At 48.2% G+C, this 16897-nt stretch carries 17 protein-coding genes; 14 read left to right on the top strand and 3 right to left on the bottom strand.

Annotation, left to right across the window (positions count from 1 at the left end):
• Positions 1-218: 218 nt before the first annotated feature.
• From coxB to MKY42_RS03235, 7 genes are all read left to right on the top strand, one after another.
• A complete protein-coding gene (coxB, locus tag MKY42_RS03205; protein ID WP_090904238.1) occupies positions 219-1271 on the top strand; it encodes a cytochrome c oxidase subunit II in 1053 nt (350 codons plus the stop codon).
• Between the two features lie 32 nt (positions 1272-1303).
• Positions 1304-3193: a cytochrome c oxidase subunit I gene (gene ctaD / locus MKY42_RS03210; RefSeq protein WP_339848486.1), complete on the top strand. Its 1890-nt coding sequence runs from the start codon at positions 1304-1306 to the stop codon at positions 3191-3193.
• Positions 3190-3816 carry a cytochrome (ubi)quinol oxidase subunit III gene (locus MKY42_RS03215; RefSeq protein WP_053779710.1) on the top strand — a complete coding sequence of 209 codons (627 nt, stop codon included), beginning with the start codon at positions 3190-3192 and terminating at the stop codon, positions 3814-3816. Before ctaD ends, MKY42_RS03215 begins: the two co-directional genes overlap by 4 nt.
• Positions 3817-3819: 3 nt before the next feature.
• Positions 3820-4140: a cytochrome C oxidase subunit IV family protein gene (locus MKY42_RS03220; RefSeq protein ID WP_076290536.1), complete on the top strand. Its 321-nt coding sequence runs from the start codon at positions 3820-3822 to the stop codon at positions 4138-4140.
• Positions 4141-4246: 106 nt separating this feature from the next.
• Positions 4247-5170, top strand: coding sequence for a cytochrome c oxidase assembly factor CtaG (gene ctaG / locus MKY42_RS03225; protein WP_339848488.1), 924 nt, complete (start codon positions 4247-4249; stop codon positions 5168-5170).
• A 36-nt stretch (positions 5171-5206) separates the two neighbouring features.
• The gene (locus MKY42_RS03230) at positions 5207-5671 is read left to right on the top strand and encodes a DUF420 domain-containing protein (RefSeq protein WP_024632131.1); all 465 of its coding nucleotides are present in this window, start codon (positions 5207-5209) and stop codon (positions 5669-5671) included.
• Positions 5672-5782: 111 nt separating this feature from the next.
• Positions 5783-6154 carry a hypothetical protein gene (locus tag MKY42_RS03235; protein WP_090904242.1) on the top strand — a complete coding sequence of 124 codons (372 nt, stop codon included), beginning with the start codon at positions 5783-5785 and terminating at the stop codon, positions 6152-6154.
• Between the two features lie 109 nt (positions 6155-6263).
• Here MKY42_RS03235 and MKY42_RS03240 read toward each other — a convergent pair whose 3' ends face one another.
• Entirely contained in the window at positions 6264-6590 is a 327-nt protein-coding gene (locus tag MKY42_RS03240) for a hypothetical protein (RefSeq protein WP_143067084.1), read from the bottom strand.
• Between the two features lie 164 nt (positions 6591-6754).
• Between MKY42_RS03240 and MKY42_RS03245 the strand changes: the two genes are divergently transcribed.
• The 7 genes from MKY42_RS03245 to MKY42_RS03275 all read left to right on the top strand — a co-directional run bounded on the left by MKY42_RS03245 (position 6755) and on the right by MKY42_RS03275 (position 14252).
• Entirely contained in the window at positions 6755-7561 is an 807-nt protein-coding gene (locus MKY42_RS03245) for a hypothetical protein (RefSeq protein ID WP_339848493.1), read from the top strand.
• Between the two features lie 92 nt (positions 7562-7653).
• Positions 7654-8043: a GntR family transcriptional regulator gene (locus tag MKY42_RS03250; RefSeq protein WP_179261870.1), complete on the top strand. Its 390-nt coding sequence runs from the start codon at positions 7654-7656 to the stop codon at positions 8041-8043.
• Between the two features lie 20 nt (positions 8044-8063).
• Positions 8064-8960: an ABC transporter ATP-binding protein gene (locus MKY42_RS03255; RefSeq protein WP_179261868.1), complete on the top strand. Its 897-nt coding sequence runs from the start codon at positions 8064-8066 to the stop codon at positions 8958-8960.
• A gap of 20 nt (positions 8961-8980) precedes the next feature.
• Positions 8981-9883: an ATP-binding cassette domain-containing protein gene (locus MKY42_RS03260; RefSeq protein ID WP_090904353.1), complete on the top strand. Its 903-nt coding sequence runs from the start codon at positions 8981-8983 to the stop codon at positions 9881-9883.
• Positions 9876-11171 carry an ABC transporter permease gene (locus tag MKY42_RS03265; protein WP_090904246.1) on the top strand — a complete coding sequence of 432 codons (1296 nt, stop codon included), beginning with the start codon at positions 9876-9878 and terminating at the stop codon, positions 11169-11171. The genes MKY42_RS03260 and MKY42_RS03265 overlap by 8 nt, the downstream gene beginning before the upstream one ends.
• A gap of 166 nt (positions 11172-11337) precedes the next feature.
• On the top strand, positions 11338-12558 hold the full coding sequence (locus tag MKY42_RS03270; protein WP_339848498.1) for a TraB/GumN family protein: 1221 nt from the start codon (positions 11338-11340) through the stop codon (positions 12556-12558).
• A 464-nt stretch (positions 12559-13022) separates the two neighbouring features.
• Positions 13023-14252 carry a glycosyl hydrolase family 8 gene (locus MKY42_RS03275; protein ID WP_339848500.1) on the top strand — a complete coding sequence of 410 codons (1230 nt, stop codon included), beginning with the start codon at positions 13023-13025 and terminating at the stop codon, positions 14250-14252.
• Between the two features lie 255 nt (positions 14253-14507).
• Here the strand turns inward: MKY42_RS03275 and MKY42_RS03280 are convergent, their stop codons facing one another.
• Both MKY42_RS03280 and MKY42_RS03285 read right to left on the bottom strand, forming a co-directional pair.
• Positions 14508-15833: a 6-phospho-beta-glucosidase gene (locus tag MKY42_RS03280; protein WP_339848502.1), complete on the bottom strand. Its 1326-nt coding sequence runs from the start codon at positions 15831-15833 to the stop codon at positions 14508-14510.
• A 55-nt stretch (positions 15834-15888) separates the two neighbouring features.
• Positions 15889-16881 carry a BadF/BadG/BcrA/BcrD ATPase family protein gene (locus MKY42_RS03285; protein ID WP_339848504.1) on the bottom strand — a complete coding sequence of 331 codons (993 nt, stop codon included), beginning with the start codon at positions 16879-16881 and terminating at the stop codon, positions 15889-15891.
• Positions 16882-16897 lie beyond the last annotated feature (16 nt).

Here is a 16897-nt window from a genome sequence, read left to right on the forward strand (position 1 = left end):
AACTTATATTTAATAAGTGATTGAACCATATAGAATGAATTGGAAGAATGCGCAGACATGCCCTTAGCAGGAAATGACGGGAGTGGTGGAAGCGTTATTTTTGTAAGCGTTCTGTATGTCGGACAGGATTACGTGTATCGTGCTGAAATGGGTTAAATTGAGTTTATTTCGGGCGACCACGGCAATCTACGAAAATGTTAAAAAAGTGGGGTAGATCAATGATGAAACAGTGGCAGGTTGCAAAGCGAATTCTCCCCTTGCTGGCGGTGTTCTCTTTGCTGCTATCCGCATGCGGGCGGGAAGACTTGTCGGTAATGAAACCTCAGGGTCCTGTGGCGCAAGGCCAATATGATCTGATGAAGCTGTCCATTACGATTATGATCGTGGTGCTCATCATTGTATTTGCTATTGCTGCGTATGTGTTGATCCGGTTTCGCAGACGAGCCGGGCAGAATGAAGTGCCCGAACAGGTTGAAGGCAATTTCAAGCTGGAAGTAATATGGACAGCCATTCCGTTGCTGCTCGTTATTGTTCTGGCAGTACCGACGGTCAAAACGATTTTTGCCCAAGGCGAAGATCTGTCCAACGACAAAAATGCAGTTCAGGTCAAAGTCACCTCGCATCAGTACTGGTGGGAATTCACTTATCCTCAATATGACGTAACCACCGCTCAAGACCTCATCATCCCGACCGGAAAGAAAATCGCATTCGAATTGAAAACCGCTGACGTGCTTCACTCCTTCTGGGTGCCGTCACTTGCGGGTAAAATGGACACAAACCCGGATGGAACGCTTAACAAGTTCAGTTTCTCGGCGCCAAATGAAGGCGTTTACCGAGGGAAATGTGCTGAATTATGCGGCAGATCGCATGCCTTCATGGAATTTAAGGTAAAAGCGGTCAGTCAGGAATCCTTTGACAAATGGGTCAATGAAATGAAAGCGCCGGCGGTACTTCCGGAAGATACCCAATTGGCTGAGAAGTTCAAAACAAACTGCCTTTCTTGCCATGCAGTTGGGGATCAGGGCGGGCCAGTTGCGCCTAACCTTACAGGTATCGGTGGCAAGCAATCCGTGGCAGGTATTCTGCTGAACCAGGGCGAAGGCCAGGAAGACGGTAATCCGGTGCTGGACAACATGAAAGAATGGCTCCATGATCCACAATCCGTGAAGCCGGGCAATACGATGCCTAATCCGAAAGACCTTGGACTCACAGATGAAGAAATCGACGGAATTGCCGAATATCTCGCCAACTACAAATTGGACTATGAATAGAACAGCAAGGACGAAGAAGGGGGTACACAACCTTGGCTCATGCTCATAGCGTCAAGCGTTACAGGGGCTTGATGGATTGGATTACCACCGTCGATCACAAAAAAATCGCCGTTCTCTACTTAATTGCGGGTGGATTTTTCTTTGGAATCGGCGGCATTGAAGCCATTTTGATTCGGATTCAGCTCATGAAACCGATGAATAATTTTGTGTCGGCGCAGGTCTTCAACGAATTGATTACGATGCACGGAACAACGATGATTTTCCTTGGTGTCATGCCTATTATTTTTGCCGTAATGAATGCCGTTGTGCCTTTGCAGATTGGGGCACGGGACGTTGCTTTCCCTTTTGTTAACGCGCTGGGTTTCTGGACATTCCTGTTTGGCGGACTGCTCTTGAACCTGAGCTGGTTGATGGGAGGGGCACCGGATGCCGGATGGACTTCGTATACGCCTCTCTCTGGCAGCGAGTACAGTGGGACGCACGGTGTGGATTTCTACACTATAGGACTCCAGATCGCCGGTCTAGGGACACTCATCGGGGGCATTAACTTTCTCGCCACCATCATTACGATGCGTGCGCCGGGAATGTCCTATATGCGGATGCCGATGTTCACCTGGACCACATTTATTACATCAGCCATCATCCTTTTTGCATTCCCTGCCATAACGGTAGGACTTGTATTGTTAACGTTTGACCGTATACTGGGAGCCAATTTCTTCGATGTTGCAGGTGGCGGTAACCCGGTACTCTGGCAGCATATCTTCTGGATCTTCGGGCACCCGGAAGTATACATTCTCATTTTGCCAGCATTTGGTATTATTTCTGAGGTTATTCCAACCTTTGCACGTAAAAGATTGTTTGGTTACAGCTCCATGGTGTTTGCAACCATTCTGATTGCCTTTCTGGGATTCATGGTATGGGCGCATCACATGTTTACGACAGGTCTGGGAACCGTCGCTAATGCATTGTTCTCGATCTCAACCATGCTGATTGCTGTACCAACAGGGATCAAAATATTTAACTGGCTCTTTACGATGTGGGGCGGACAGATCCGTTTTACGGCAGCAAACCTGTTTGCTGTTGGATTCGTTCCAACCTTCGTTATGGGCGGGGTAACTGGTGTCATGCTGGCCTCTGCGCCTGCGGATTTCCAGTTCCATGATACGTACTTTGTTGTCGCTCACTTCCATTACGTTATCGTTGGTGGATTGGTGCTAGGTTTGTTCTCGGGGCTACATTACTGGTGGCCGAAGATGTTCGGTCGTGTTCTGAGCGAAACGCTCGGAAAGTGGACGTTCTGGACGTTCATGATCGGTTTTCAATTAACGTTCTTCGTACAGCATTTCCTTGGATTGATGGGGATGCAGCGCCGGATCGTTACATACTTGCCGAATCAGGATTTTGACCTGCTTAACCTGGTCAGCTCCGTTGGTGCATTCCTCATGGGTGTTGGGGTTATCATGTTCCTCGTGAACATCGTGATCACAACGAGAAAACCAGCAGACGCACCGAATGATCCGTGGGAAGATGGCCGTACGTTGGAATGGTCGATTCCATCTCCACCGCCGGAATACAACTTCAAGCAGACGCCTCTGGTACGTGGAATCGATGCGTATTGGAAGGAAAAGATGGCAGGACATACGGAGATGACACCAGCTGAACCTGTAGGTTCGATCCATATGCCGTCAGCGACGCCGCTGCCGTTTGTTATGTCCGTCGGTATATTCATTGCCGGACTTGGTCTCATGTTCAGCAAGGATGATTTTGGCAATGCGTTTATGAATGGATTGTTCAACAATTATATTGTGGTCATTATTGGCCTTCTGATTACATTTGGTGCGATGGCGCTGCGGTCACTTTACGACGATCATGGCTGGCATATTGAACCGGAGGATCAGGATGAGAAGGGGGTTAGAACATGACAACTTCACATGCCGAACCGGTAAACGGCAAATTGCCGCATGAGCCGGAGAAAGCAACGCTGGAAGGACGCAACAAGCTTGTCGGCTTCTGGTTGTTCCTTGGCGGCGAGACCGTATTGTTCGGAACCCTCTTCGCAACCTTTTTGGCCCTTCGTGGGCAAACGAATGACGGACCGACGGCAAATGAATTGTTTCATCTGCCCCTCGTGGCTGCCGCAACCTTTATTCTCTTGGTCAGCAGTTTGACAAGTGTATTTGCCATCCAGGCTATGCATAAGGGCAAGCGCAATGCTCTTGCTCTCTGGCTTGGCATCACCGTTGTACTGGGTCTCGGATTCCTCGGTCTGGAAATCTACGAGTTCTATGAATATGTGAAACATAAAGAGTTCGGCATGACCACAAGTGCATTCAGTTCAGCGTTCTATACGCTGGTCGGGTTCCACGGAGCTCACGTTGCATTCGGTATTATGTGGATCGGGCTCATTATCGGTCAACTGTTCAGAAAAGGATTAACGGTCGTAACTGCACCTAAAGTATACGTCTCCGCAATGTACTGGCACTTTATTGACGTGGTCTGGGTGTTTATCTTTACGGTCGTGTACCTGCTCGGAAAGGTGGGGTAACACATGTCGGTACAGGATAAGAGTGATCAGCAGCCTGTGAAGCATCGTCACCGGGCGGAAGGTCCACAGAAACACGTCGTTGTTTTTATCTTCTCGATCGTCCTGACGCTCATTGCGTTCGCGGCTGCCGCCGCGGGAGGAGTTAATACGACCTTTACCATTATTATATTGGTCGTTATGGCGATCCTGCAGGTGTTTGTACAGCTCGGTTACTGGATGCATTTGAAGGATAAAGGGCATTTGATGCCGATCCTGTTCATGTGCTTCGGATTTTTCGTAGCTTTTACGTGCATCATTATGGCACTCTATTGGGTTTGGTGGTAAAAGAGATGGCGGCGGCGCAGTGTCGCCGTCTTTTCCCCTTTTAGGCGAACCGATCGGTCAATGAATTCAGGCAATAACCAAAACAGGTCACGGGGAGGTTTCCCGTATGCTCGGGTTGCAATATTTTAGTTTCAACGATTTATGGAGTCCACTTATTATGGCATTGTTTCTGCTCATTGCCGCAGCTTATCTGGTGCTCGTTGGTCCGTTCAGTGAGCGAATCAAGGGGGCAGATCAGGCCACAACTGCACAGAAAATGATGTTCATCACAGGGCTTACGGTGCTGTATCTTGCACAAGCAGGGCCATTCAATCTGCTGGGTCATGTGATGTTCAGTTTCCATATGGTGAGTATGGCTCTGTCCTATCTGGTTGCGCCACCGCTACTGATGAAGGGATTGCCCCTTTGGGTATGGCGCGGAATCATAAGGTGGCTGCCGACACGGCAGTTATCTTTTTTGGCACATCCAATCGTGGCGGCTGTGCTGTTTAACGGGTTGTTCTCGTTATATCACCTGCCCGTAGTACATGATTACGTGATGTTAAACTTTACGGTTCATCGTTTGTATTACATTGTACTTTTCATTACTTCCATGCTGATGTGGTGGACGCTGCTCAATCCGTTGCCGGAAGGCAGACAAGCGTCGGGGCTGTCCAAGATTGGATTTATTTTTCTGAACATGGTGCTTCTGACACCAGCCTGTGGACTGATTATCTTTGCTTCCGAACCCTTGTATGCGACCTATAGCAATCCCGCCGTATGGGCTGAGGCGATGCGGTATTGTGTGTCCGGGGATTCTACGGCGTTGCTGCGATCGTTCGGTGGACCGGCGTTCTTCAACTTCCTGTCCTCTGCCAAGGAGGATCAGCAGGTGGGCGGTATTTTGATGAAATTTATACAGGAAGGCATCTTTGTCTCCATGCTGGCGTATGTCTTTTTCCAATGGTACCGCAAGGAAAAACGGGAAGATGATGATGATCCATACCCTGTAGAGAAAACGGGAGAACCGCTTAATCCTGCAGCGAAATAACACAAGTTTTGTTTGGACAAGAGGGGGAAACACACGATGGATATGTATTTTCTGCTACCCACGATCAGTACTTCTTTCATTGTGATTAGCGCGGTGCTGGTTGGAATTGGCTGGGTGCTAATTATCCGTGGCAAACGGGAGGCGCACCAAACCGCGATGATTGCAGGGGCCATTGCTGCCCTTCTGTTCTTTGTCATTTATATGTCTCGTACCATCTTTGTCGGGAATACGGCTTGGGGCGGGGATCCGGAGATGGAGATCTTCTATCGAATATTTCTGATCTTTCATATTATCCTTGCCACGGTGGCAGCGGTCTTCGGGATTTCCACTTTAGTGCTTGGTTTCAAAAAGAAATTCAAGACACATCGCCGCTGGGGGAGATTCACATCCATGATCTGGTTTAGCAGTGCGATCACAGGCGTTATTGTATACGTTCTGTTGTACTTGCTTTATCCTGGTGGGCACACACGCCCGGTATGGGAAGTCATCTTGGGTGTTTAATGCGATGAATTAAATTCTTTGAAAATATGAAAATGGATGAATCCATCCGTTGATTGGTCCAAACTTCCTCTCGCATTCATTCATAGAATGAGTTCGAGAGGGGGGAAACAAATGAAAAAAACAGTCCATGTAAGTCAAACGTATCCACGCCTTACGGTGTATTCAGAAGAGGCTTATCGCGGAAGAAGCAGGGTATATCGTGGTAACACGGGTCTCCGTAATCTGGACAACATCCTGGGTGGGGTAGAGAGCCTGCGTTTTTTCTCGACAAGTTTGAATGCAACGTTGGTTGTGTTTACGCGACCTAACTTTCAAGGTGGGTTCCGCGTCTTTCGTGGGAATACCAATTTGAGAGATTTGGATGATCTGATCCGTGGCAATGATGTGGAATCCCTGATCTCCACCAATCAGCGATTGACTCTGGAGGAGATTCGTGAAATCCGTAGAAATCGGACTCTGCCGAGTGGCTACGATCTCGTTTAAGGATTAGACCTCTTCTGTATTTCAGGTGCCGGGAAACAGGAAAGAGCTGTTCCGAATTGTGTTCGCACAATATCGGATACAGCTCTTTTTTTGGTTTGAGGAGTTAAATTCAATCTCCACCACCGCCGCCACTGTCCCCACTATCTCCACTGCTGTCGTTGCTGCTTCCGCTATCGCTGCTGTGATGGTGATTAGATCCCGAAAAAGGATCGCTGTCATGATGCTTGTGATCGTGAAAATGTTTGGAATGATGAGTGTAGGAGTCATCATTGGTCATGACCGGGTATGCCGGAGAAGAGTCGGTGTAGCCGCTGTTACGCTGTACACGATGTCTGCCTTTTTTGGTAGTGTGCCGTTTGGGTTCGTCTCGAACAATGAGCCAGATAACCACGATAAGGAAGAGGAGCACAAACCCGATCTCAACTAGCCAATCCATGAGTGAATCCATCCTTTCTATTTATCTCTGTAGTATCTCTATAAGTTGAACAAATGAAATCACAATAAATCACTGTACGTTCAGAATCAAGTTTTATTTTATCTTATCTCTAACCTGAATCCTATCCAAACTTCCTGATTCAGGAAAATAAGGGGTTGACGGGAATGAGGAACGGTCTGTATACTGTGTATATTGATATATACAGTAGATACAGTGAGCAAGGTGTTCCAATGACTGATGGAAAGGCAGGCAATGATATGAACGAATGGAAGCAGGCTTGGTGGCTGACCCGCAGCGAGATGAACAAGGATAAGCTCCAATGGCTGTGGACCGCAATTTTTATGATATACACGGGTAGCATGAGCGGTGTGTTGTTATTAGGACAACAGAAGACAGATTTCATTAATCCTGTTGTAGATACTTTCTTTTTGATCATGGTGCCATTTCAGGGATTTGTGTTCAGCAGGCGTTCCTTCCGTTACATACATGAGGATTCCTATACACAGATGTTAGCCTACTATCGCAGACTTCCCATTCCGAACGAAACCGTGATGTGGTCGAGACTTCAGCAGTCTCTGATGGCGTTTACGTATAATGGTATCTTTTTCTATGGATCACTGTATGTGGTTGGGTTGCACGAGGAAGGATTCCGGTGGGATCAGTACCTGGCCTTTGGCCTAACTTGTACAGGTTACGGACTTCTCATGACAGGCTTATATATTTACGGAGAGTTTCTGTATAGTGGTAAAAAATATTTGCTTCTCAGTTCGCTGTTCTTGCCGCTTACGATCATCATATCTTTGCTGATCCGAACGTCGGGCAGTTACGGATTTTCGATTGTAATTGATATGAGTAAATCATGGGGGCTGCTTTCCCCGATTATGTGGGTTGCTTTGGTGGCTGGCATAGCAGGATTATGGCTTTTCAGCCGATTGACGCTTAAGAAACTTTCCACTCGGGATTTGAGTTAAGGGTATGAGGGATGAACACAAAAATGAATACAGGATGAAACCGGCACGGACAGGTAACAGGCTGGAGTGTACCGGAGGGCGAGGTGCAAGATGTGAAAATACCCATTCAAATTAATGAAAATAGCGCTGAACCTTTATACCACCAAATTGAAAATCAGTTGAGATCGTTAATTGTTACGGGTCAGTTGGGGGAGGGAACACATTTGCCATCCATTCGCGAATTCGCCGGATCACTGAATTGCAGTGTTATAACGGTTAGACGGGTCTATCAGGATCTGGAGAATGAAGGGCTGCTTCGTACGAAGCAGGGGACGGGTACATTTGTGGCCCAGGTAGAAGCCGGCGACAGAGAAAATTATAGATTGAAGGCCGCACAGGAAGCGATGCAGGCAGCGGTGCAGTCCGGAAAATCGGTAGGATGTACGGAAGAAGAACTGGAGAGTCTGTTCCGGGAAGTCCTGAAGGCTGTTTACTCGAAGTGAAGTGAGGGAGTGATTCATACATGGAGCCCATAGCAGTTCAGTTGAACGGCGTATCCAAAATGCGAAAACGCAGAGTTATTGGTCCAATCGATCTGACCATCCCGGAAGGGTATGTAGTTGCTATTCTCGGTCATAACGGTTCAGGTAAAAGCACACTTCTTAACATGCTACAACAAGTGGTACTGCCAGATGCAGGACAGATTATATGGTTTGGGAAGGAACATGGGGGGCCTCTTCCCATTGAACTGAGACAACAGATCGGTTTTGTGGCTGACAACGCTGGGCTCGAAGAGAACCGGATAACTGCACAGGAAGCAGCTAATTTTCGGGCCTACTGGTACCCGCGTTGGGATATGAAGTTGTTCGACCAACTGATTCACGATATGGAAGTACCTGTTGATGTGAAGCTGAACAAGATGTCCAAGGGTGAACGGCGGAAATTCGAGATCGCTGCTGCAATCGCAGCTCGCCCAAGACTATTGCTTTTGGATGAGCCTTCATCAGGGCTGGACCCCTTTGCCTGGAAAGTGATGATTGAGCAGTTCCGTACCTTCATGGCGGAGGGAGACACCACGATTCTGATTGCCACACATATTGCGGATGAAGTCAAAAGGCTTGCAGATTACATCGTATTGATGCACCGGGGTCAGTCGCTGGGGATAGCCGAGAAAGATATGGTGCTCGATCAGTGGAAAGAAGTCTGGTATGAAGGAGACTTGCGACCAGAGAGTATCCCCGGTGTTGTGGAATCTTCTTTGGAAGAGAGGGGTCTGGTCCGCGTCATTACAACCCGGGTCAGCGAAGCGCAGGAAAGGCTGGAGCTGGCAAATAACCGGGTATTGAAAATCCGCAACTTGGAATTGGATGAAGTCTTGGCATTCTGGATTGCCGGGTATGCACCCGTACAGTGGAAATAACCGAAGGGAGACGATAAATGATGAACCGATTGGAATTGAAGCAGGTAGTCAAGCAATACGCAGACAAAACGGCAGTTAATGGTGTGACGCTTAATGTACAAGAAGGGGAGATTTACGGTCTGCTCGGAGCCAACGGGGCTGGTAAAACAACAACGATGCGTATGGTGCTCGGATTGATCCATCCGGACGGAGGGAATATCCTGTACAACGGCAAGCCCTACAACACGGAGTTGCAGCAGATTATGGGCTATCTTCCGGAAGAGCGCGGTTTGTATCCGAAGGTGAAGGTCAGTGAGCAGATCAACTATCTGGCCCGTCTGCGCGGCATGAATGGAAAGGATGCGGATCAGAGCCTGAAGTATTGGTTGGACCGATTCGAAGTGCCGGAGTATTACGACAAAAAGATTGAGGAACTATCCAAAGGGAATCAGCAAAAGATGGGCTTTATTGCCGCAGTGGTGCACAGACCGCAAATTCTCATTCTGGATGAAGCCTTTAGCGGACTCGATCCGGTCAACGTGGAATTGCTGAAATCCACGGTGAAGGAGCTGCGTGATGAAGGCACAGCCATTCTGTTCTCGACACACCGGATGGAGCACGTTGAAGAATTATGTCGTCAGATAACAATTCTGCATCGCTCCAATACCGTTGTGCAAGGAGAGATCAAGGAGATCAAGAGCCGTTATCCGCGTGAGCATGTATTCCTGAGCACCACGGGTAATGTAGGTGGTCTGGAACAGCTGCCGGGTGTGAAAAAGGTAGAGCAAAATGAGCGTGGATACCTGATCCATATTGGTCAGATGGAAGCAGCTCAGGAAATTCTGAGAGCAGCCATGGCTCAGACGACCGTTGAACATTTTGAAATCAAGGAACCAACGCTTAACCAAATCTTTATTCGTGAGGTAGGTGAGTCGAATGAATAAAATGGGGACAATTATCGGATTTACGTTCAAAAACAAAGTAAAAACGAAGTCTTTCATGGTAACGACTATTGTACTTGCACTTTTAATTACGATTGGACTCAATATTCCATATTTCATTACCCTATTTAATGGTGGTCCCATCGGTGGAGGCTCGAGCACAAATCCGGTGAAGATCGGTCTGCTGAGCACGGGACAAACGGAGGTAGCTGAGAAGCTGGAGACATACTCCTCCGCACAAGGAAATGAAGCATACCACTTTGTTTCGGACGCGAGTAAAGATGAAGCGGCCCTCAAAGCCGATGTGGAGTCGGAGCTTTTGGATGGGTACCTGAAGTTTGAACCTGTTGCTGGGCAAGACTTCCCACAACCTGTCTTGTATTCAAGCGAAGATATCTCCCCGCAGGTTATAGCACCTATTGAAGCTGCGCTGCAAATTGTGAAGCTTGATGTCGTGGTGAAGGATACACTCACGGCGGAGCAAAAACAGCTCATCAGCACGCCGGTAAAACTGACAGAGCAAAGCCTTGATTCTAGCCAAAGTGGAGCTGCTGCGGAGTCGGAAGGTACCATGAGTGGCATCAACTACATTGTGGTATATCTGCTCATTATCCTGTTGTTCACATCAACGATGATGACAGGGAATATGATTGCTTCCGAGATTACAGCTGAGAAGAGTTCGCGTATTATGGAGATTTTGATTACGAGTGTATCTCCGCTCAGTCAGATGTTTGGTAAAATCATCGGTATTTTCATGGTAGGTTTGCTGCAAATCGGTATTTTCGGTGCAGTAGTTGCTGGCAATATGCTGCTACCACATAACCGTGATGTATTGAGCGATTTCAATATGAATCTGAGTGATGTGAACGTCGCAGTCATTGTATATGGACTTATCTTCTACATTCTGGGTTACTTCCTGTATGCGGTGATGTTCGCAGCCATTGGTTCCATGGTGAGTCGGACAGAAGAACTGGGTCAGGCCGTGCTGCCAATTACGATGTTGTCCCTGGTGTCCTTCTATATCGCGATCTTCAGTATTGCTACACCGAACATCCTGTTATTGAAAGTAGCAAGCTTCATTCCGTTCACATCGCCAACGGCAATTCTGGTTCGGATCGGGGCAGGCGTTGCGCCAACCTGGCAGATCTGGACGTCCCTGGCCATTCTCGTGGTATCCATTATCATCTTCGGTTGGCTCGCAGCGAAAATCTATCGTACAGGTGTGTTGATGTATGGTAAACGCCCAACCTTCAAGGAATTGTTCAAAGCGATGAAGGCGTATAAAATTTGATGTAACTTTACGGAGGAGTAGTAGGTAGTGGTTTTTTGATCTCTCAGTAAAACAATTGAATGGGAGCAGGTGCTGCACTAAAGATAGTGGGTGTGGCACCATCTCTAATTTCTCTTCTAGTGAACATATCTTTTCATTATTTCATTCTTAAAGGAGAATACATAATATGAAAAACTGGAAACGTATGCTCTTGTCCCTGACAATCTCGGTCGGTTTGCTCGCATCGGCAGTACCGGCTATGGCCTCTCCGCAAGAGACATCGGTAAAGGTGAATGACGAAACGGTTGAATACACCGCAGGTGCACCGATTAACAATAAAGGAACAACACTTGTTCCGCTTCGTTCCACGCTGGATGCGATGGATGTGAAGCTGACGACAGCAACAGATGATACAATTACAGCCGTCGTTAACGGCAAGACGATTACTTTGAATAGCAAGCTTACACGTATTAATGGCGTAACATATGCGCCGATTCGTATTGTAGGGGATGCAACTGGTTATGAGGTCCGTTGGGATGCTGCTGCACGCACAGTGCTGCTGGTTTCCAAAGGTGGCGAAACAGAAACTGTTCAAACCGGTGGACGTGGCTTCATGTGGGAAGTCGAAAGCAACGGCAACACCGTGTACCTGGTAGGTTCTATGCATATTGCGGATGAAAGCTTTTATCCATTGCGTAAGGAGTTTGAAGAAGCCTTTGCCGAGGCAGATTACCTAGGCGTAGAGATCGATATCAGCAAAGCAGCTGAAGAAGCGCAGCAGAAGATTGTTCTGGATATGGGCTCGTATCAGGATGGCACAACACTGAAAGATCACATCTCCAGCGAGACGTATACTCAACTGGGCGATATTTTGAAGAAGAATGGATTGGAAGCGAACGCACTGGATACCTTTAAGCCTTGGGTGGTGGAGAGCACGTTAGCCAGTCTGAAGTCTATGAAATCTGGTTATGAAGCTTCTGCGGGGGTTGATCTGTATTTCATTCAGAAGGCAATCGAGCGCAAACTTCCGGTGATCGAGCTGGAATCCTATGAATCTCAATTGGGAATGTTCAATGACTTCTCCAAGGAGCTGCAAGAAAAAACATTGAAAGCGACTTTGGACAATTTCGATGTGTTGGATGACAGCGTGAACCAAATGGCCGAAATGTGGAAAACAGGGAATGACGAGCAACTGCTGGAGCTGACGAACAGCTTTTCTGATGATGAAGAGTACAACAAAGCAATGCTCACTGATCGTAATGTGGGGATGGCTGACAAGATCGATGGTTACCTGAGAAACGGCAAAGGTGAAGAGTACTTCATCGTAGTTGGTGCAGCGCACTATCTGGGTGATCATGGGATCGTGAAGTTGCTGAAAGATAAAGGATATACAGTGGTACGAAAATAAAAGAATTATAGCTCCTTTTATGGGAGCCTGGTATTCTCCCCTCATGGTAGACAATAGATAGTGAAAAAAGAGATCAGTAAAATCCCCCTCAAGCACTGGAAGAGGGGGATTTTTGTATGCCTGTGAAGAAAGGAGTACTGTTCCGTCCGTGAGTAAGGCTGGATGTACAGCTGGATTATGGAGAAAATTAATTAGGGTAAGAAAACGGTGGTCTCTGCCAAAATGTCGAATCAGGACTTTAGATTCAATCTCGGAAATGTCTATTTACAAATATTAGAAGAACAATTAAAATAAATGTAAGCGTTTTAAAAGTTAAAGCGCTTTAACTTTTAGATGGAGGTGATTGTGTCTCTGGATGCCAAAAACGAATCATGGTTTCTCCATCAAGATGCTGCACTGAATTTTCGGCTTAAAGGTTATGTCACGGATCAAGACCCATTTGGATCTAAAAGGAGCGTAAATTTATGAGAAAAAGTAAGGGATTTTCGGTTAGCAGCAAGGCTGTTATGATGTGTTGTCTCGCTTTTCTTCTGATTCCGGCGGGCTTTGCCTTCGCCGCTCCAAACAAGCCATTCCCGCAGCATACGACATATACCAGCGGTTCGATCAAGCCGAACCATGTTACGCAAAATGCGATGGACAGCGCCGTGAAAGCGAAATGGGACAGCTGGAAATCAGCATATTTGAAGACAGCAGGCACAGGCAAGTATTATGTGAAATATCAGTCCAACGGGGATACTGTATCTGAAGCTCACGGGTATGGAATGCTGGCAACGGTTCTAATGGCTGGTTATGACAGCAACGCGCAGACCTATTTCGACGGACTTTATCAATATTATAAGGCTCATCCGAGCGCCAACAATTCGAAACTGATGGCATGGAAACAAAACAGCAGTTTTCAGAACATTGAAGGCGCCGACTCGGCCACGGATGGAGACATGGACATTGCTTATTCGCTCCTGCTTGCGGACAAGCAGTGGGGGAGCAGCGGCAGCATCAACTACCTTCAGGCCGGCAAGGACATCATCAATGCCATTATGCAAAGTGACGTGAATCAGTCTCAATGGACGCTGCGTCTTGGCGACTGGGCAACGGACAACACCTACAAAAATGCTACCCGTCCATCAGACTTTATGCTGAATCACTTGAAGGCGTTCCAGGCTGCAACGGGTGATGCCAGATGGGCGAACGTGATCGACAAAACCTATACCATTATCAACTCCTTATACAACGGGTATAGTTCATCAACCGGATTGCTTCCAGACTTCGTCGTTCTGTCGGGTTCAACGTACAAGCCGGCTTCAGCCGATTTTCTGGAAGGGGCCAACGATGGTAACTACGATTACAACTCGTGTCGTACGCCTTGGCGGATCGCAACGGATTATCTGATGACGGGTGACAGCCGGGCGCTCAATCAGCTCAGCCAAATGAACAGCTGGATTACGACCAAAGTAAGCGGCAACCCTAGCAGCGTAAAGGATGGTTATAAACTCAACGGCACGGTTACAGGTTCCGGTGGCAGCGGCGCGTTCTATGCACCGTTTGGTGTCAGCGCTATGACCTCGTCCACGAACCAAAACTGGCTGAATTCCGTATGGACCAAAACGGCGGGCAGCTCCAATGAAGGCTACTATGAAGACAGCATCAAGCTGTTCTCCATGATCGTGATGTCCGGCAACTGGTGGACATACTAAACAACTTGAAATGGATTGATTGCTCATATGCAAGCAGGCAGGGAGATTAGCTCCCAGCCTGCTTTTTAAATGGAAGGAGAGCTAGAAGAATGATTTATTGACCTATTGGAGCGAGTGATATAGATGGGCAAATGCTTGGAAACGACAAACCGCCATAGCTCAGGAAATCCTGGGATACGGCGGTTTCGTTTGGTGTGAAGGTACGCTGATCGACGTTTTTTATGGCATTAGGAAGAATGGGTCATAGCCGAATTATTATGCATTAGCTGCAGTTTCAGTAAAAAACTGCGGCAAATATTCCTTGTTGGCTTCGAGCATTTCATCCAGCATCTGAATCGCCACTTCGACCGAAGGGACCAGAGGATGATGGACCAATGCCTGTAGTGCCAATCCACGATCGCCGGTTACGGCAGCATCGATGGCGAGGCGCTCATAGGTTTTAACCGCATGGATCAGTCCGACGGCCATAGGAGGAACCTTGGTTAGCGGCAGGGGCAGCGGGCCGGTTTTGGTGACAACGCAGTTGACTTCAATGCTGGCATCGTCCGGCAGGAAATCAATAATGCCTTGATTGGCTACGTTCAACGTCTGAATGTCATTCGTTCCGTTGTACAGTGAGCGCATCAGGTTTACGGCTGCTTCGGAATAGAAGGCGCCGCCTCGCTGTTCCAGCTGTTTCGGTTTATCCTTAAGGTCCGGGTCATTATAAAGCTCGAACAGTTCTTCTTCGACACGTTTAACTACTTCCGCACGGTTGCCGCCTGTTTGTAAGGATTCCAGCTGCTCTTCAAGCATGGCATCAGTCATATAAAAGTATTTTAAATAATAGGAAGGCAGGGCATGCAGGGATTGCAGGAACTCCGGATTCCACTCCCGAGCAGGCACGTTCTTGGCGCTGTACCCGGCCGTATCGGCCAGCATGTCATCCAGTTTGTCTTCACCGTTCACATCGATACGCGTAATCCAGTGCAGATGGTTCAGGCCGACAAACTCGGCATAGATGCGGTCCGCTTCTACGCCGTATTTGGCCGAAGTCTGCTTGATCAGGCCGATCGGTGCATTACAGAGACCAATGCTTTTAACGTTGGAATACTTCAGAATGGCTTCCGTGACCATACCCGCCGGATTCGTAAAGTTCAGCAGCCAGGCATTAGGAGCGAGTTCTTCAATATCACGGCAGATATCAAGCAGGACCGGAATCGTCCGCAGCGCCTTCATCATGCCTCCGGGACCAGTGGTTTCCTGACCGATCACGCCGTATTTCAGGGGAATGGATTCATCGCGGCCACGGGCGTCAAGCATACCGACACGCATTTGAGTGCTGACGAAGTCCGCACCCTTGATGGCTTCGCGGCGGTCAAACGTCAGATGTACTTCAATGGGCAGACCCGATTTCTCCACCATGCGTTTGGCCAAGTTACCGACAATATTCAGTTTGCGCTGTCCTGGCTCAATATCGACCAACCACAGCTCACGTACCGGAAGCTCGGCATGGTGAAGGATGAACCCCTCAACGAGCTCCGGAGTATAGGAAGATCCACCACCAATTACTGCTATTTTCAGCCCTTGTTCATATGCCATTTTTGCACACTCCAGTCTTATAAGAATTATTTATGATGACAGTGTTTACTGACGTTTATCTTGTGGTTTGCTTAATATGTTCGAAGTCACGGAAGGCGCGCATTTTGTTATATACAACCTGGCTTACCGCATGTCCGCCCGCATCCATAGCAGACCATAAGGCGCCGACAACAGGCTCGGTGGCCAACGTTACGATGGTCGCATTCGGAGCGATGGTTGCAACAGTCTGTTCAATCTTGCTCCGAATCCAGCCACGATCCCCCCTTGTTAGCAGACTTCCAGCCAGGACTACGTCAAAAGTATCCTTTTCCATTTCAAGTTTGTGGATCACCGCAGCCGCTGAATTGCCAAGCTCTACGCCTTGACGGGTCAGAATTTCCAGAGCTACAGCATCGTCCTCTGCGGCAGCTTCAAATAGCAGCTTCGCTGCATGGACAGGCACATGTTTGCCATGATCCTGATAGTCATCGAACATATCGCTGACACTGTTATACCCAAGAAAGTTCAACAGCAGGGGAGTCAGGAGCGTTGGCTGCTCACGACCGTCCCAAGAACGGATGACAGAGCGGAACACCTCAATATTGAGGGAACCGCCACCGCCGAAATCACCGTACATATAATCAAAACCGCCGACCTGCACATGTTCTCCTGCCGGATTGCGGCCAGCGGAGTTGGTGCCTGTGCCGCAGATCAGTGCGACCCCGTAAGGTCGGTTCGTACCTGCGCGCAGGCTGATCATGGTATCACAGTTAATCGAGTAATTCTGGGTGAATCCGATTCCCTGAACCAGAGGGTGCAGGATTCGGTAATCTACTTCCCGGTCTGCTCCTGCAAGTCCAAAATAGGTGTGGGAGACTTCATGAATCTGCAGTCCTGCCTCGTTCAGGGCTCCTTCCGCGGCTTCTCGTATGCTTTGCGCGGCCAAGGCGCGGTCAATCTGGTGATTGCCGTTGCCGCCCATGCCTTTGCCAAGCACATTGCCGCAGTCATCGGTCAGCAGGGCGTATGTTTTTGTTCCTCCCCCGTCGATTCCCAAGTAGTAAGCCAATGGTCGTCACTCCTAT

It is taken from the genome of Paenibacillus sp. FSL W7-1088 (assembly GCF_037969855.1).
GTDB lineage: Bacteria > Bacillota > Bacilli > Paenibacillales > Paenibacillaceae > Paenibacillus.

Coding starts and splice junctions, on each gene's coding strand:
- MKY42_RS03270 (WP_339848498.1), top strand. CDS start 11,338: ATGAAAAACTGGAAACGTATGCTCTTGTCCCTGACAATCTCGGTCGGT.
- MKY42_RS03280 (WP_339848502.1), bottom strand. CDS start 15,833: ATGGCATATGAACAAGGGCTGAAAATAGCAGTAATTGGTGGTGGATCT.
- MKY42_RS03220 (WP_076290536.1), top strand. CDS start 3,820: ATGTCGGTACAGGATAAGAGTGATCAGCAGCCTGTGAAGCATCGTCAC.
- MKY42_RS03240 (WP_143067084.1), bottom strand. CDS start 6,590: ATGGATTGGCTAGTTGAGATCGGGTTTGTGCTCCTCTTCCTTATCGTG.
- MKY42_RS03215 (WP_053779710.1), top strand. CDS start 3,190: ATGACAACTTCACATGCCGAACCGGTAAACGGCAAATTGCCGCATGAG.
- MKY42_RS03265 (WP_090904246.1), top strand. CDS start 9,876: ATGAATAAAATGGGGACAATTATCGGATTTACGTTCAAAAACAAAGTA.
- MKY42_RS03230 (WP_024632131.1), top strand. CDS start 5,207: ATGGATATGTATTTTCTGCTACCCACGATCAGTACTTCTTTCATTGTG.
- MKY42_RS03235 (WP_090904242.1), top strand. CDS start 5,783: ATGAAAAAAACAGTCCATGTAAGTCAAACGTATCCACGCCTTACGGTG.
- MKY42_RS03275 (WP_339848500.1), top strand. CDS start 13,023: ATGAGAAAAAGTAAGGGATTTTCGGTTAGCAGCAAGGCTGTTATGATG.
- MKY42_RS03260 (WP_090904353.1), top strand. CDS start 8,981: ATGAACCGATTGGAATTGAAGCAGGTAGTCAAGCAATACGCAGACAAA.
- MKY42_RS03255 (WP_179261868.1), top strand. CDS start 8,064: ATGGAGCCCATAGCAGTTCAGTTGAACGGCGTATCCAAAATGCGAAAA.
- ctaG (WP_339848488.1), top strand. CDS start 4,247: ATGCTCGGGTTGCAATATTTTAGTTTCAACGATTTATGGAGTCCACTT.
- coxB (WP_090904238.1), top strand. CDS start 219: ATGATGAAACAGTGGCAGGTTGCAAAGCGAATTCTCCCCTTGCTGGCG.
- MKY42_RS03245 (WP_339848493.1), top strand. CDS start 6,755: ATGAGGAACGGTCTGTATACTGTGTATATTGATATATACAGTAGATAC.